Here is a 15,560-nt window from a genome sequence, read left to right as displayed (position 1 = left end):
TCGCTCCGATCGCCATGGAAGATGGTCTGCGCTTCGCGATTCGTGAAGGCGGCCGTACCGTTGGTGCCGGCGTGGTCTCCAAGATCATCGAGTAACCTTCGGGTTACTCGTTGTTTGTTGCGCTGAGTTGTTTCGGTGCAGGCCAGTAGCTCAATTGGCAGAGCAGCGGTCTCCAAAACCGCAGGTTGGGGGTTCGATTCCCTCCTGGCCTGCCATTTTTCAACATCCGGATACATAAGTTGATTCCTATGGAGTCAAAAGCCGTTCAGTCAGCCGGCCGTTTCGATACCGTGAAATGGCTGGTTGTTTTCGTTTTGATTGCCGTCGGTGTTGTCGGTAATCAGTACTTCAATGCCGAGTCCGTGCTATATCGGGTTCTGGCTCTTGTGGCGCTTGGCTTGGTTGCAGCGTTTGTCGCCTTGCAGACTGAGCGGGGTAGGCGTTTTGCTGCCTTGTTAAAAGAAGCGCGTGTCGAGATCCGGAAGGTCGTCTGGCCGACCAGGCCAGAGTTGATTCAGACCACCATTATTGTGGTTGTGTTTGTTCTGGTAGTGGCGCTTATTTTGTGGGGCATGGATTCGCTGATCAGTTGGCTGGTCGCCGGATTTATCGGTTAACGGGAGTGGGCAATGGCTAAGCGCTGGTACGTCGTTCATGCGTATTCTGGCTTTGAGAAGCACGTAATGCGCACTCTTAAAGAGCGTGTAGCGCTCGAGCAGATGGAAGACAAGTTCGGCGAAATCCTGGTTCCGACTGAAGAAGTGGTCGAGATGCGGGACGGGAAGAAGCGCAAGAGTGAGCGCAAGTTCTATCCCGGCTACGTACTGGTCCAGATGGAAATGGACGACGCCTCGTGGCATCTTGTCAAGAATACGCCTCGGGTGCTGGGCTTTATTGGTGGCACCAAAGACAAGCCCGCTCCAATTACTGAGCGTGAGGCTGAGGCTATTCTGCGTCGAGTCGAAAGTGGTGCAGACAAGCCCAAGCCCAAGACGCTGTTCGAGCCCGGTGAAATTGTTCGCGTTGTTGAAGGTCCGTTTGCTGACTTCAATGGTGTGGTAGAAGAAGTCGACTACGAAAAGAGTCGAGTGAAAGTTGCCGTTCTTATCTTTGGTCGGTCTACTCCGGTTGAGCTGGAGTTCGGGCAGGTCGAAAAGGACTGATGGCGGCTTTGAAAATTGAAAGCTCGCGCGCCACGGCGACGCGGGCTTTTTGTGTCTGCTTCAAGCAGTTGTGAGAAACCGGGGAGCCGAAAGGCGTTCGAACCCACAGGAGATCTATCATGGCAAAGAAGATTGAAGCCTATATCAAGCTTCAGGTTGCTGCCGGTCAGGCCAACCCGAGTCCCCCCGTTGGTCCTGCGCTGGGTCAGCGTGGTGTTAACATTATGGAATTCTGCAAGGCGTTTAACGCCAAGACCCAGGGCATGGAGCCTGGTCTGCCGATTCCGACCGTTATCACCGTTTATAGCGATCGCAGCTTCACCTTCATCACCAAGACCCCGCCTGCGCCGGTCCTGCTGAAGAAGGCCGCGGGCATCAAGAGTGGTTCTGGTCGTCCGAACACTGACAAAGTGGGTACGGTTACCCGTGCTCAGCTGGAAGAAATCGCCAAGACCAAAGAGCCGGACATGACTGCTGCCGATATGGAAGCAGCCGTTCGCACCATCGCTGGTACTGCCCGCAGCATGGGCCTGAACGTGGAGGGTCTGTAAGATGGCTAAGCTGAGCAAGCGTCAAAAGCTGATTCGTGAAAAAGTAGACTCCACCCGCGCCTACTCTGTAGATGAAGCGGTTGCGCTGCTGGCCGAACTGGGCCAGAACGTGAAGTTCAAAGAGTCTGTAGACGTAGCGGTTAACCTGGGTGTTGATGCACGTAAATCCGACCAGGTGGTACGTAGCAGCACGGTTCTGCCTCACGGTACCGGTAAATCCGTGCGTGTGGCTGTGTTCACTCAGGGTGCCAATGCCGAGAAAGCGACCGCGGCAGGCGCCGACATCGTAGGCATGGACGACCTGGCTGATGAGGTCAAGAAAGGCAACATGGACTTCGACGTGGTTATCGCCACTCCGGATGCCATGCGTGTTGTTGGTCAGTTGGGCCAGATCCTCGGCCCCCGTGGCCTGATGCCGAACCCGAAGGTTGGCACCGTAACCGCTGATGTTGAGACAGCGGTTAAGAACGCCAAAGCTGGTCAGGTTCGTTACCGTACTGACAAAAACGGCATTATCCACGCTCCGCTGGGTAACGTTGAATTCTCTGCCCAGAACATCAAGGAAAACCTTGAAGCTCTGGTTGCAGATCTGAAAAAGGCCAAGCCTGCATCGTCCAAGGGTGTGTATCTGAAAAAGATCACCATCTCTTCCACGATGGGTCCTGGCCTGACTATTGATCAGGGCACTCTGAGTCTCTGATTGGTAGTTACTTTGTAGTCTGGGCGGAAGCCAAGGCTGTCAAAGACCGCAGGCCCCCGAGGCCCTTGGTAACAAGGGCCGCAAGGGTTAAAGCAACGCCTGCGCAGACGGTGTGAAGACGTTCTCTCTGAACCCAAACACCGTTAGGCGTCCTCGTTGAGGACAATGATGGGTTTGCCGGCATAACGCTGGCGAAATCGAGGAGAAATCCAGTGGCAATTAGACTCGAAGACAAGAAGGCGATCGTCGCTGAAGTCAACGAGACTGCTGGAGCTGCTCTGTCTGTGGTTTTGGCTGACTACCGTGGTGTCACCTCCGGTGACATGACTGCCCTTCGTGCCAAAGCTCGTGCCGAGAATGTTCGCCTGAAGGTTGTTCGTAACAACCTTGCGAAGATTGCTATCAAAGGTACTGAGTTTGAGTGCATCGATCCGGCGCTGGTTGGCCCGACCATTCTGGCTTTCTCTATGGAAGATCCGGGCGCCGCTGCGCGCCTGCTTAAGGATTTTGCCAAAGAGAAAGAGGCGTTTGAGATCAAGGGTCTGGCTGTCGGCGGTGAGCTGATGGGCGCAGAACAGATCGATCGCCTGGCCACGCTGCCGACGCTGCACGAAGCGTTGACCAAGCTGGCTATTGTTACACAGGCACCAGTTACCAAGCTTGCACGTACCCTGAACGATATTCCGGGCAGGATCACACGTGTTGTAGCTGCAGTCCGCGACCAGAAGCAAGACGCTGCTTGATTCTGTTGAACACCATTTTTTACATTTTCGGAGAAAGTCATGGCTCTGTCTAAAGACGATATTTTGAATGCAATTGCTGAAATGAGCGTAATGGAAGTTGTTGAGCTCGTTGAAGCTATGGAAGAGAAGTTCAATGTTTCTGCTGCCGCTGCTGTTGCCGCTGCACCTGCTGCTGCCGCTGGTGGCGAAGCCGCTGAAGAGCAGACCGAGTTCGACGTAGTTCTGACTGGTCCTGGCGAGAAGAAAGTAAACGTCATCAAGGCCGTTCGTGAGCTGACTGGTCTGGGTCTGAAAGAAGCCAAGGAAATGGTTGACGGCGCTCCTTCTACTGTTAAGGAAGGCGCTAGCAAGGACGAGGCTGAAGAGGCCAAGAAGAAGCTTGAGGAAGCAGGCGCTTCTGTTGAGCTCAAGTAATAGTCGGCTGTTGATCGACACCGTGCGTTAAGCATGGATGGGCTGGTGGCTCTGTGCCACCGGCCTTTTTCTGTTGTATATGCTATAGAGTCTGGTGTGCTTTTGCGGGTTAATGTCAGATCTATAACCTACAGCCAGAGTCTTGTTCAAGACGGCGCGATAAGCCGAGCAATTCGGCCCCGAAGCAGAACATTTGATTGCTTCTTGATACCAGGTATCAGGTCTAAAGCTGGGGAATGCAGATGACTTACTCCTACACTGAGAAAAAGCGGATTCGCAAAGATTTTAGTAAATTGCCTTCCGTGATGGACGTCCCCTATTTGCTGTCTATTCAGCTGGATTCGTTCCGGGACTTCCTGCAAATGGAAGCCGCTCCTGAAGACCGCCGGGAAACCGGTCTTCACGCAGCGTTCAAATCCGTATTCCCGATTGTCAGTTACTCTGGCAACGCCGCGCTCGAGTATGTGAGCTATCGAATCGGCGAGCCAGTGTTCGACGTCAAGGAATGTCAGCTCAGGGGCGTTACTTACGCCGCGCCGCTGCGGGTGAAAGTCCGCTTGATCATTTATGACAAGGAATCGTCCAACAAGGCGATCAAGGACATCAAAGAACAAGAAGTCTACATGGGCGAAATGCCCCTGATGACTGAGAACGGTACCTTTGTGGTTAATGGTACCGAGCGCGTTATTGTTTCCCAGCTGCACCGTTCGCCTGGCGTCTTCTTTGATCATGATAAAGGCAAGACCCACTCCTCCGGCAAGCTGCTGTACTCAGCGCGGGTGATCCCTTACCGTGGCTCCTGGTTGGACTTCGAGTTTGATCCGAAGGACTCCGTATTCGTTCGTATCGACCGTCGTCGCAAGCTGCCTGCTTCGATTCTCCTGCGTGGTCTGGGGTATACCTCCGAGCAGATGCTCGATATGTTCTTCGAAACCAGTAAGTTTGCCCTGGGCGAAGAAGTGTGCAAGCTGGAATTGGTGCCCAGCCGGCTGCGGGGTGACATTGCGACCTTCGATATCAAAGATCAGGACGGCAACGTCATTGCTGAAGAAGGCCGTCGTATTACGGCGCGTCATATCAAGCAGCTTGAGAAAGCCGGTATTACCGAGCTGGAAGTTCCCACTGAATACCTGTACGGCCGTGTTCTTGCAAAGGACATGATCGATCAGTCCACTGGCGAAGTGCTGGTGGAATGTAACACCGAGCTGACCGAGGAAATCATCACCAAGATTCTCGATGCTGGTGTTAAAGACATTGAAACCCTGTACACCAACGATCTGGATTGTGGTCCGTTTATGTCCGATACCCTGCGTATCGACCCGACCCGCACTCCGCTGGAAGCGTTGGTTGAAATCTACCGCATGATGCGCCCGGGCGAGCCGCCCACCAAGGAATCAGCGGAGAACCTGTTTAACAACCTGTTCTTCTCCGAGGAGCGTTACGACCTGTCCGGCGTTGGCCGTATGAAGCTCAACCGTCGCCTTGGCCGTGACGAGAGCACCGGTGAAGGCACGCTGACCCACGACGATATCATCGACGTGCTGAAAACCCTGATTGCCATTCGTAACGGCCAGGGCCAGGTGGATGATATCGACAACCTGGGTAACCGTCGGGTTCGCTGTGTTGGTGAGATGGCCGAAAACCAGTTCCGGGTAGGCCTGGTACGGGTTGAGCGTGCGGTTCGCGAGCGTCTGAGTCTGGCTGAAAGCGAAGGCCTGATGCCGCAGGATCTGATCAATGCCAAGCCTGTTGCTGCCGCAGTCAAGGAGTTCTTCGGTTCCAGCCAGCTGTCACAGTTTATGGACCAGAACAACCCGCTGTCTGAAGTGACTCACAAGCGTCGTATCTCTGCGTTGGGCCCGGGTGGTCTGACCCGTGAGCGTGCCGGCTTTGAGGTTCGGGACGTTCACCCGACCCATTACGGCCGCGTGTGTCCTATCGAGACTCCGGAAGGCCCGAACATCGGTCTGATCAACTCGCTGGCAACCTATGCCCGTGCCAACTCCTACGGCTTCCTGGAAAGTCCGTACCGGAGAGTCGTCGACGGCGTGGTGACCGATGAGCTGGTGTACCTGTCTGCGATTGAAGAGAGCAACTACGTGATCGCTCAGGCCAGTGCTGCTACCGACGATGGTAAGCGCCTGACCGACGAGCTGGTTACCGTGCGTCATCAGAACGAATTTACCGTTGCTCCGCCGGAAGCGGTTAACTTCATGGACGTATCTCCGCGCCAGGTTGTATCGGTGGCGGCGTCTCTGATCCCGTTCCTTGAGCACGACGACGCTAACCGGGCCCTGATGGGTGCGAACATGCAGCGTCAGGCGGTTCCGACGTTGAAATCACAGGTTCCGCTGGTCGGCACCGGTGTAGAACGCACCGTAGCCCAGGATTCCGGCGTCTGCGTAACCGCCCGTCGTGGCGGTGTGATTGAAAGCGTGGATGCTGCCCGCATCGTGGTGCGCGTAAACAACGAAGAAACCGAAGCCGGTGATGCAGGTGTGGATATCTACAACCTCACCAAGTACACCCGTTCCAACCAGAATACCTGTATCAACCAGCGCTCCATCGTGCGTCAGGGCGATGTGATTGCCCGCGGCGATGTGCTGGCAGATGGTCCCTCAGTGGATCTGGGTGAGCTGGCGCTGGGCCAGAATATGCGCATCGCGTTCATGCCCTGGAACGGCTACAACTTCGAGGACTCCATCCTGATCTCCGAAAAGGTGGTTCAGGAAGACCGGCTGACAACGATCCACATTCAGGAACTGACCTGTGTGGCCCGTGACACCAAGCTGGGTAGTGAAGAAATCACTGCGGATATTCCGAACGTTGGTGAAAGCGCGCTGTCCAAGCTGGATGAGTCCGGTATTGTCTACATCGGTGCGGAAGTGGGCCCGGGCGATATTCTGGTGGGCAAGGTCACGCCGAAAGGTGAGACCCAGCTGACACCGGAAGAGAAGCTGCTGCGTGCGATCTTTGGTGAAAAAGCCTCTGACGTTAAAGATACCTCTCAGCGTGTTCCGACCGGTACCCGCGGAACGGTTATCGATGTTCAGGTATTCACCCGTGACGGTATCGAAAAAGATGCCCGTGCTCAGTCCATCGAAAAAGAGCAGCTCGATCAGTACCGTAAGGATCTGAAAGACGAGTACCGCATTGTCGAAGGCGCTACCTATGAGCGTCTGACTGCAGCACTCAACGGCCAGGAAGTGATCAGTGGCCCGGGTCTGAAGAAGGGCGCCAAGCTTGATGAAGCCTACCTGGCCGATCTGCCGCGTCCGGACTGGTTCAAGCTGCGCATGAAGGACGAAGCTCTGAACGAACTGCTGGAGAAATCCGAGCAGGGTCTGGAAGATCGCAAGAAAGAGCATGAAGCCCGCTTCGACGACAAGAAAGGCAAGCTGCAGCAGGGCGATGACCTTGCTCCGGGCGTGCTGAAAATCGTCAAGGTTTACCTGGCCATCAAGCGTCGCATCCAGCCGGGTGACAAGATGGCCGGTCGTCACGGTAACAAGGGTGTTATCTCTGCGGTGATGCCGATTGAGGATATGCCTTACGATGAAAACGGCACCACCGTTGATATCGTGCTCAACCCGCTGGGTGTTCCTTCGCGGATGAACGTTGGTCAGGTTCTGGAAACCCACCTGGGCGCAGCCGCCAAGGGGCTGGGTGAAAAGATCAGCCGGATGCTGGAAGAGCAGCGTAAAGTGGCTGAACTGCGCAAGCTGCTGGATGAGATCTACAACCACTCAGACGAAGTGACCAAGGTTGATCTCGACAGCCTGAGCGACAAGGAAATCCTGGAGCTGTGCGGTAACCTGCGTGACGGTGTGCCGATGGCAACGCCTGTCTTCGACGGTGCCAAGGAGGCCGAGGTCAAGCGCATGCTTGAGCTGGCCGACATGGATACCAGTGGTCAGGTCAAGCTGTACGACGGCCGCACCGGTGATGCATTTGACCGCCCGGTGACTGTGGGCTACATGTACATGCTCAAGCTCAACCACTTGATCGATGACAAGATGCACGCTCGTTCCACCGGCTCCTACAGCCTGGTAACCCAGCAGCCGCTGGGTGGTAAGGCTCAGTTCGGTGGTCAGCGTTTCGGTGAGATGGAAGTCTGGGCTCTGGAGGCATACGGTGCCGCCTATACCCTGCAGGAAATGCTTACCGTCAAGTCTGATGACGTCAACGGTCGGACCAAGATGTACAAGAACATTGTCGATGGTGATCATCGTATGGAGCCGGGCATGCCCGAATCCTTCAACGTTCTCGTCAAGGAAATCCGCTCGTTGGGTATCGACATCGAGCTGGAATCCGAGTGAGCCGAATTGTTTTTGGCAGCGTGAGCGGGCACCTCGTGTGCCCGCCCGAGATTAACGCCATCCGGAGCTTTTACTGATGAAAGATTTGCTGAATCTTCTCAAGAGCCAGAATCAGAGCAAGGAATTCGACGCCATCCGTATCGGACTGGCTTCGCCTGACATGATTCGTTCCTGGTCTTTTGGCGAAGTAAAAAAGCCTGAGACCATTAACTACCGTACCTTCAAGCCGGAGCGTGACGGTCTTTTCTGTGCCAAGATTTTCGGCCCGATCAAAGACTACGAGTGCTTGTGCGGAAAATACAAGCGTCTGAAGCATCGCGGCGTTATCTGTGAAAAGTGCGGTGTTGAAGTCGCACTGGCCAGCGTGCGCCGGGAGCGTATGGGCCATATTGAGCTGGCCAGCCCGGTCGCTCACATCTGGTTCCTGAAGTCATTGCCGTCCCGCATTGGCCTGATGCTGGACATGACCCTGCGCGATATCGAGCGGGTGCTGTACTTCGAATCCTTCATCGTTATCGATCCGGGTATGACCACCCTGGAGAAGGGCCAGCTGCTGAATGACGAGCAGTACTATGAGGCCCTCGAAGAATTCGGTGACGAGTTTGACGCCCGTATGGGTGCCGAGGCCATCAAAGAGTTGCTCGAAGCTATCGATCTGCAGGCGGAAGTCGACGCTCTGCGGGAAGAGATCCCCCAGACCAACTCCGAGACCAAGATCAAGAAGTTCAGCAAGCGCCTGAAGATTCTTGAGGCGTTCCTGTACTCCGGTAACAAGCCGGGCGACATGGTGATGACCGTGCTGCCGGTTCTGCCGCCGGATCTGCGCCCGTTGGTTCCCCTGGACGGTGGCCGTTTTGCCACTTCCGACCTGAACGATCTGTACCGTCGGGTCATTAACCGGAACAACCGTCTCAAGCGCCTGCTGGAGCTGAACGCTCCGGATATCATCGTGCGCAACGAGAAGCGTATGCTGCAGGAAGCGGTTGATGCCCTGCTGGATAACGGTCGTCGTGGTCGGGCCATTACTGGCACCAACAAGCGTCCGCTGAAGTCCCTGGCTGACATGATCAAGGGTAAGCAGGGTCGTTTCCGTCAGAACCTGCTGGGTAAGCGAGTTGACTACTCTGGCCGTTCCGTCATCGTGGTGGGTCCGTACCTGCGCCTGCACCAGTGCGGTCTGCCCAAGAAGATGGCACTGGAGCTGTTCAAGCCGTTCATTTTCTCCAAGCTCGAACACCGTGGCCTGGCGACCACCATCAAGGCCGCCAAGAAAATGGTCGAGCGCGAGGAAGGCGTGGTCTGGGATATCCTGGACGAAGTCATTCGTGAGCACCCAATCCTGCTGAACCGTGCGCCCACCCTGCACCGTCTGGGTATCCAGGCGTTCGAGCCGGTTCTGATCGAAGGTAAAGCGATCCAGCTTCACCCGCTGGTGTGTGCGGCCTACAACGCCGACTTTGACGGTGACCAGATGGCGGTACACGTACCGCTGACCCTGGAAGCCCAGCTCGAAGCCCGTGCGCTGATGATGTCCACCAACAACGTGCTGTCTCCGGCGAACGGTGAACCGATCATCGTACCGTCTCAGGACGTGGTATTGGGTCTGTACTACATGACCCGTGAGCGCCACGCTGCCCTGGGTGAAGGTATGGTCTTTGCGGATGTCAAAGAAGCCCATCGTGCCTATGGTGCCGGTAAGGTTGACCTGCAGGCCAAGGTTAAGGTGCGGGTTAAAGAAGTGGCCTACGCCGAAGACGGCAGCAAGTCCGAAGCCTACCGTGTGGTTGATACCACCGTTGGCCGAGCCTTGTTGTTTGATATTGTTCCTGACGGCCTGCCGTTTGAGATCGTCAACCGTCCTATGGTGAAGAAGGCGATTTCCAACCTGATCAACACCTGTTATCGGGACGCCGGCCTGAAAGATACGGTCATCTTTGCTGACCAGCTGATGTACATGGGTTACCACTATGCAACCCGTTCCGGTATCTCTATCGGCTTCAATGACTTCGAGATTCCACCGGAGAAGTACGAGCTGGTTGATGCCGCGTCTGACGAAGTAAAAGACATCGAGAACCAGTACGCATCCGGTCTGCTGACCCAGGGTGAGAAGTACAACAAGGTGATCGATATCTGGTCCCGCGCCAACGATAAAGTGTCTAAGGCGATGATGGAGCGTCTGTCCAAAGAGCAGGTTATTGGTCCTGACGGCCAGCCTGTGAAGGGCGAAGACGGCGAAGACCTGATGCAGGAATCCTTCAACTCCGTGTACATGATGGCCGATTCCGGTGCGCGGGGTTCCGCGGCCCAGATTCGTCAGTTGTCCGGTATGCGTGGTCTGATGGCCAAGCCGGATGGCTCCATCATCGAAACGCCGATTACCGCGAACTTCCGTGAAGGTCTGAACGTACTCCAGTACTTCATCTCCACCCACGGTGCTCGTAAAGGTCTGGCGGATACCGCACTGAAGACCGCGAACTCCGGTTACCTGACCCGTCGTCTGGTTGACGTGTCCCAGGACCTGGTGGTGACCGAGGAAGACTGCGGTACCGATGAAGGTCTGCTGATGACGCCGCACATCGAAGGTGGCGACGTTGTTGTGCCGCTGGGTGATCGTGTTCTCGGTCGTGTGACGGCCCGTGACGTATTCACCCCAACCGACAAGGACAACGCCGTTGTTCCGGCCGGCACATTGCTGGACGAGAAAACCGTCGAGATGGTTGAGCGCGCCGGTGTGGATGAGATCTGGGTTCGCTCTGCGATTACCTGTGAGACTCGCCACGGCATCTGCTCCAAGTGTTACGGCCGCGATCTTGCCCGTGGTCACCGGGTTAACGTGGGTGAGGCCGTCGGCGTTATCGCTGCCCAGTCCATCGGTGAGCCGGGCACTCAGTTGACCATGCGGACCTTCCACATTGGTGGTGCGGCCAGCCGGGCCTCCGCCGTGGATAACATTCAGGTCAAGCACGGCGGCACGGTACGCCTGCACAACCTGAAGTCCATCGAGAAGACCGATGGCTCCCTGGTTGTGGTGTCCCGTTCTTCCGCCCTGGCGATTGCCGACGAGCAGGGGCGTGAGCGCGAGTGGTACAAGCTGCCTTACGGTGCTGTTTTGTCTGTGAAGAACGGTGACGTGGTTGAGGCCGGCGTTGTAGTTGCCAAGTGGGATCCGCACACGCACCCGATCATCGCCGAAGCGAAAGGCACGGCCAAGTTTGTCAACATGGAAGAGGGCATTACTGTCCGCACCCAGGCTGACGAGCTGACCGGTCTGTCCACCATGGAAGTGATTGACCCGAAAGAGCGTCCTGCGGCTGGTAAGGACATTCGTCCGGCCATCCAGCTGATTGACGATGCGGGTGAAGAGGTAGAACTGCCAGGCGGTGGTACCGCGATCTTCTTCCTGCCGGCTAACGCGCTGGTGACCATGGCCAATGGCGCGAAGATCGAGCTGGGGGACGTAGTTGCCCGTATTCCGCAGGAAAGCTCGAAGACCCGGGACATCACCGGTGGTCTGCCTCGGGTTGCCGACCTGTTCGAGGCGCGTCGCCCGAAAGAGTCTGCCATCCTGGCGGAAATCAGTGGTGTGGTGTCTTTCGGTAAAGAGACCAAGGGCAAGAAACGCCTGGTCATCACGCCGAAAGATGACGATGCCTATGAGGTTCTGATTCCGAAGCATCGCCAGCTCAACGTTTTCGAAGGTGAAACGGTTGAGAAGGGTGAGGTGATTTCGGACGGTCCGTCCAACCCGCACGACATCTTGCGTCTGCTGGGAGTGGTCGAGCTGGCCAAGTACATCACTAACGAAATCCAGGACGTGTACCGCCTGCAGGGCGTTGTCATCAACGATAAACACATCGAGGTTATCGTTCGGCAGATGCTGCGCAAGGTGGAAATTACCGATCCGGGCGATACCACCCTGCTGTCTGGCGACCAGGTGGAAATCACTCAGGTACTGGAAGAGAACGAAAAGGCGAATCAGGCGGACAAAGAGCCGGCCAGATTCGAGCGTCTGCTGCTTGGTATTACCAAGGCATCGCTGGCCACCGAGTCGTTCATTTCTGCGGCTTCGTTCCAGGAAACCACCCGGGTCCTCACCGAAGGTGCGGTGACCGGTAAGCGTGACTTCCTGCGCGGCCTGAAAGAAAACGTTGTGGTTGGTCGACTGATCCCGGCGGGTACCGGTCTGGCTTATCACAGTGAGCGTCGTCGCAAGCGTGACCTGGAAGAGCAGGGCGTGACCGCGGCAGATGTTGAAGAAGCTCTGAGCGCGGAGCTCAACCGAGAAGGTTGATTGTCGGCGTGCCGTTCTCGGGGTAGTTACTTATCCCGAGGGTGGTTAAAAAGAGAACAGTCATCTTGACTGAGTCGGGGCGCAGGCTTACACTTGCGTCCCTTAAATTTTACCCCCTGCACAGGGGGTAAGTTTCATTGGTATGGTTTTTTGGAGTTTGCTTACATGGCAACGATTAATCAGTTGGTGCGTAAGCCTCGTAAGCGCAAGGTAGCCAAGAGCGACGTTCCTGCTCTCCAGGCTTGTCCTCAGCGCCGTGGTGTGTGCACTCGTGTGTACACCACAACGCCGAAGAAGCCGAACTCAGCACTTCGTAAAGTGTGCCGTGTTCGTCTGACCAACGGCTTCGAGGTTTCCTCTTACATTGGTGGTGAAGGTCACAACCTTCAGGAGCACAGTGTTGTGCTGATCCGTGGCGGTCGAGTAAAAGACCTTCCGGGTGTGCGCTATCACACTGTTCGCGGTACTTTGGATACCCAGGGTGTTCAGAACCGTAAGCAGGGCCGCTCCAAGTACGGTGCAAAACGACCCAAGTCCTGATGTCCCGAGCGGGTGTCTTTTATCGTTGCTTGTAAGAACGGTAAGAGTAAGGCTGAGTAGCATTTGGCTATCTCAGGGGTTCCTGAAGACCTTTTAGATATAAGGGCTTATCGATGCCTAGAAGAAGAGTTGCAGCAAAGCGGGAAATCATTCCCGATCCTAAATTCGGCAGTGCACGTCTTGCCAAGTTCATCAACCATGTGATGGAAAGCGGTAAGAAGTCGGTTGCAGAGCGCATTGTTTACGGTGCTCTGGATATCGTTGCCGAGAAATCTAAAGAAGAGCCGATCGAAATGTTCGAGAAGGCCCTGGAGAACATCCAGCCGATGGTTGAGGTTAAGTCCCGTCGTGTGGGTGGTGCTACTTACCAGGTGCCGGTAGAAGTTCGGCCTTCCCGTCAGAACGCGTTGGCGATGCGCTGGCTCGTTGAATATTCCCGGAAGCGCGGTGAGAAGAGCATGGCGCAGCGTCTGGCTGGCGAAATTCTTGATGCGGCCGATAGCAAGGGTGCCGCAGTGAAGAAGCGCGAAGACGTGCATCGCATGGCAGAAGCCAACAAGGCATTCTCTCACTTCCGTTTCTAACAAGCCGAGGTTTATATCGTGGCACGCAAGACTCCTATCAAACGTTACAGAAACATTGGTATCTGTGCGCACGTGGATGCGGGCAAGACTACTACCACCGAGCGTATTCTTTATTACACCGGTCGTAGTCACAAGATGGGTGAGACCCATGACGGCGCTTCCACTACAGACTGGATGGAGCAGGAGCAGGAGCGTGGTATTACCATCACGTCTGCCGCTGTTACAACCTTCTGGCAGGGTATGGACAAGCAGTATCCCGAGCACCGTATCAACATCATCGACACCCCGGGGCACGTTGACTTCACCATTGAAGTAGAGCGTTCCCTGCGTGTTCTTGATGGTGCTGTGGTTGTGTTCTGTGGTTCCTCCGGTGTTGAGCCTCAGTCCGAGACTGTATGGCGCCAAGCCAACAAGTATGAAGTTCCCCGCATGGTGTTCGTCAACAAGATGGACCGTGCAGGCGCCAACTTCATGCGCGTTGTTGAGCAGATTCGTAACCGTCTGGGTGCTATCACTGTGCCCATCCAGCTGCCGATCGGCGCCGAAGACGATTTCGAGGGTATTGTGGATCTGCTTCGCATGAAGGCAATCTACTGGAATGAAGCTGATCAGGGTATGACCTACGAGCTTCGCGATATTCCTGAATCGTTGCTTGCTGAGGCTGAAAAAGCGCGCGAGCAGATGATCGAAGCCGCCGCTGAAGCCAACGAAGAGTTCATGGAGAAGTACCTCGAAGGCGAAGAGCTGACCTACGAAGAGATCAAGCAGGGTCTGCGTACTCGTACCATCGCCAACGAAATCGTTCTGGCTACCTGCGGTTCTGCGTTCAAGAACAAAGGTGTGCAGGCGGTGCTGGATGCGGTCATCGAATTCCTGCCGGCCCCGGATGAGGTTAAAGCCATCCGCGGTGAGGTGGATGACGAGGGTACCGAGGAAACCCGTCCGGTTGACGACGATGCTCCGTTCGCCGCTCTGGCGTTCAAGATCGCGACCGACCCGTTCGTTGGTACGCTGACGTTCTTCCGGGTTTACTCCGGTAAGCTTGAGTCCGGTAACGCGGTATTCAACTCCGTGAAGGGCAAGAAAGAGCGTGTGGGCCGGATGGTTCAGATGCACGCCAACGACCGTGAAGAGATCAAAGAAGTTCTGGCGGGCGACATCGCAGCTGCGATCGGTCTGAAGAACGTGACCACGGGTGACACCCTGTGTGACGAGAACAACAAAATTGTTCTTGAGCGCATGGAGTTCCCGGAGCCGGTTATTTCCGTTGCGGTTGAGCCGAAGTCGAAAGCCGACCAGGAAAAGATGGGTGTTGCTCTGGGCAAACTGGCCCAGGAAGATCCGTCATTCCGTGTTCGCACCGACGAAGAGTCCGGCCAGACCATCATCTCCGGTATGGGTGAGCTGCACCTTGACATCATCGTTGACCGCATGCGTCGCGAGTTCAAGGTTGAGGCCAACATTGGTAAGCCTCAGGTAGCTTACCGTGAATGCATCCGTAAGCCGGTTGACGTTGAAGGTAAGTTCGTTCGTCAGTCTGGTGGTCGCGGTCAGTACGGTCACGTAAAAGTGAAGTTGGAGCCGCTGCCTCTGGATGATGAAGATGCTGAAAACTTCATCTTCGTGAACGAGATTGTTGGTGGTGTGGTTCCCAAGGAATACATCCCGGCGGTTCAGCAGGGTATCGAGGAGCAGATGCAGAACGGCTGTCTGGCCGGCTATCCGCTGCTGGGTATCAAGGCGACGCTGTACGATGGCTCCTACCACGACGTCGACTCCAACGAGATGGCGTTCAAAATCGCTGGTTCCATGGCGATGAAGAAAGGCGCCCTCGAAGCGAATCCTGCCCTTCTTGAGCCGATCATGAAGGTTGAGGTTGTTACCCCGGAAGATTACATGGGTGACGTTGTTGGCGACCTGAACCGTCGTCGCGGCCTTGTGCAGGGTATGGATGAAGGCCCCGCGGGCAAGGTCATCCGTGCTGAAGTTCCGTTGTCGGAGATGTTCGGTTACGCCACCGACCTGCGTTCTGCAACACAGGGTCGGGCGTCTTATGCGATGGAGTTCTCCCGCTATATGGAAGCTCCTTCGAACATTGCCGAAGCGATCATTAAAAAGGGTTGATCCCCAGGACTTAAGAAACAGGAAGAGGTGTAACCGTGTCTAAAGCAAAGTTTGAGCGTAACAAGCCGCACGTAAACGTGGGCACCATTGGTCACGTTGACCATGGTAAGACCACTCTGACAGCCGCCCTG

The 15,560-nt window shown here is 55.6% G+C and carries 13 protein-coding genes and 1 tRNA gene; all 14 read left to right on the top strand.

Annotation, left to right across the window (positions count from 1 at the left end):
- The coding region (locus tag ABIE59_RS19450) for an EF-Tu C-terminal domain-related protein (protein ID WP_207545791.1) at positions 1-95 on the top strand (95 nt) is incomplete at its 5' end.
- Between the two features lie 44 nt (positions 96-139).
- Positions 140-215: transfer RNA gene (locus ABIE59_RS19445), tRNA-Trp, on the top strand.
- Between the two features lie 33 nt (positions 216-248).
- Positions 249-617, top strand: coding sequence for a preprotein translocase subunit SecE (gene secE / locus ABIE59_RS19440; protein ID WP_354449426.1), 369 nt, complete (start codon positions 249-251; stop codon positions 615-617).
- A 12-nt stretch (positions 618-629) separates the two neighbouring features.
- Positions 630-1,163 (top strand): transcription termination/antitermination protein NusG, encoded by a 534-nt coding sequence (gene nusG, locus ABIE59_RS19435; protein WP_058092381.1) that lies wholly within the window; start codon positions 630-632, stop codon positions 1,161-1,163.
- A 119-nt stretch (positions 1,164-1,282) separates the two neighbouring features.
- Positions 1,283-1,714, top strand: a complete 432-nt coding sequence (gene rplK / locus ABIE59_RS19430; protein WP_058092380.1) for a 50S ribosomal protein L11 — start codon at positions 1,283-1,285, stop codon at positions 1,712-1,714.
- 1 nt (position 1,715) lies between these two features.
- Positions 1,716-2,414 (top strand): 50S ribosomal protein L1, encoded by a 699-nt coding sequence (rplA, locus tag ABIE59_RS19425; protein WP_058092379.1) that lies wholly within the window; start codon positions 1,716-1,718, stop codon positions 2,412-2,414.
- A 212-nt stretch (positions 2,415-2,626) separates the two neighbouring features.
- Positions 2,627-3,157, top strand: a complete 531-nt coding sequence (gene rplJ / locus ABIE59_RS19420) for a 50S ribosomal protein L10 (RefSeq protein WP_061333835.1) — start codon at positions 2,627-2,629, stop codon at positions 3,155-3,157.
- 39 nt (positions 3,158-3,196) lie between these two features.
- On the top strand, positions 3,197-3,571 hold the full coding sequence (rplL, locus tag ABIE59_RS19415; RefSeq protein ID WP_022989310.1) for a 50S ribosomal protein L7/L12: 375 nt from the start codon (positions 3,197-3,199) through the stop codon (positions 3,569-3,571).
- Positions 3,572-3,813: 242 nt separating this feature from the next.
- A complete protein-coding gene (gene rpoB, locus ABIE59_RS19410; protein ID WP_354449422.1) occupies positions 3,814-7,890 on the top strand; it encodes a DNA-directed RNA polymerase subunit beta in 4,077 nt (1,358 codons plus the stop codon).
- Between the two features lie 76 nt (positions 7,891-7,966).
- Positions 7,967-12,181 (top strand): DNA-directed RNA polymerase subunit beta', encoded by a 4,215-nt coding sequence (gene rpoC / locus ABIE59_RS19405; protein WP_058092376.1) that lies wholly within the window; start codon positions 7,967-7,969, stop codon positions 12,179-12,181.
- A 165-nt stretch (positions 12,182-12,346) separates the two neighbouring features.
- The gene (gene rpsL / locus ABIE59_RS19400; RefSeq protein ID WP_012139854.1) at positions 12,347-12,721 is read left to right on the top strand and encodes a 30S ribosomal protein S12; all 375 of its coding nucleotides are present in this window, start codon (positions 12,347-12,349) and stop codon (positions 12,719-12,721) included.
- 113 nt (positions 12,722-12,834) lie between these two features.
- Positions 12,835-13,305 carry a 30S ribosomal protein S7 gene (rpsG, locus tag ABIE59_RS19395; RefSeq protein WP_011784243.1) on the top strand — a complete coding sequence of 157 codons (471 nt, stop codon included), beginning with the start codon at positions 12,835-12,837 and terminating at the stop codon, positions 13,303-13,305.
- A gap of 18 nt (positions 13,306-13,323) precedes the next feature.
- Positions 13,324-15,429: an elongation factor G gene (gene fusA, locus ABIE59_RS19390; RefSeq protein ID WP_354449419.1), complete on the top strand. Its 2,106-nt coding sequence runs from the start codon at positions 13,324-13,326 to the stop codon at positions 15,427-15,429.
- A gap of 35 nt (positions 15,430-15,464) precedes the next feature.
- A partial coding sequence (locus ABIE59_RS19385) for a GTP-binding protein (RefSeq protein ID WP_278592777.1) occupies positions 15,465-15,560 on the top strand: 96 nt, incomplete at its 3' end.

Origin of the sequence: Marinobacter sp. MBR-99 (assembly GCF_040547575.1) — a bacterium.
Taxonomy (GTDB): domain Bacteria; phylum Pseudomonadota; class Gammaproteobacteria; order Pseudomonadales; family Oleiphilaceae; genus Marinobacter.
The sequence above is the reverse complement of the archived record's forward strand: the minus strand, read 5'-3'. Positions and strand labels throughout refer to the sequence as shown.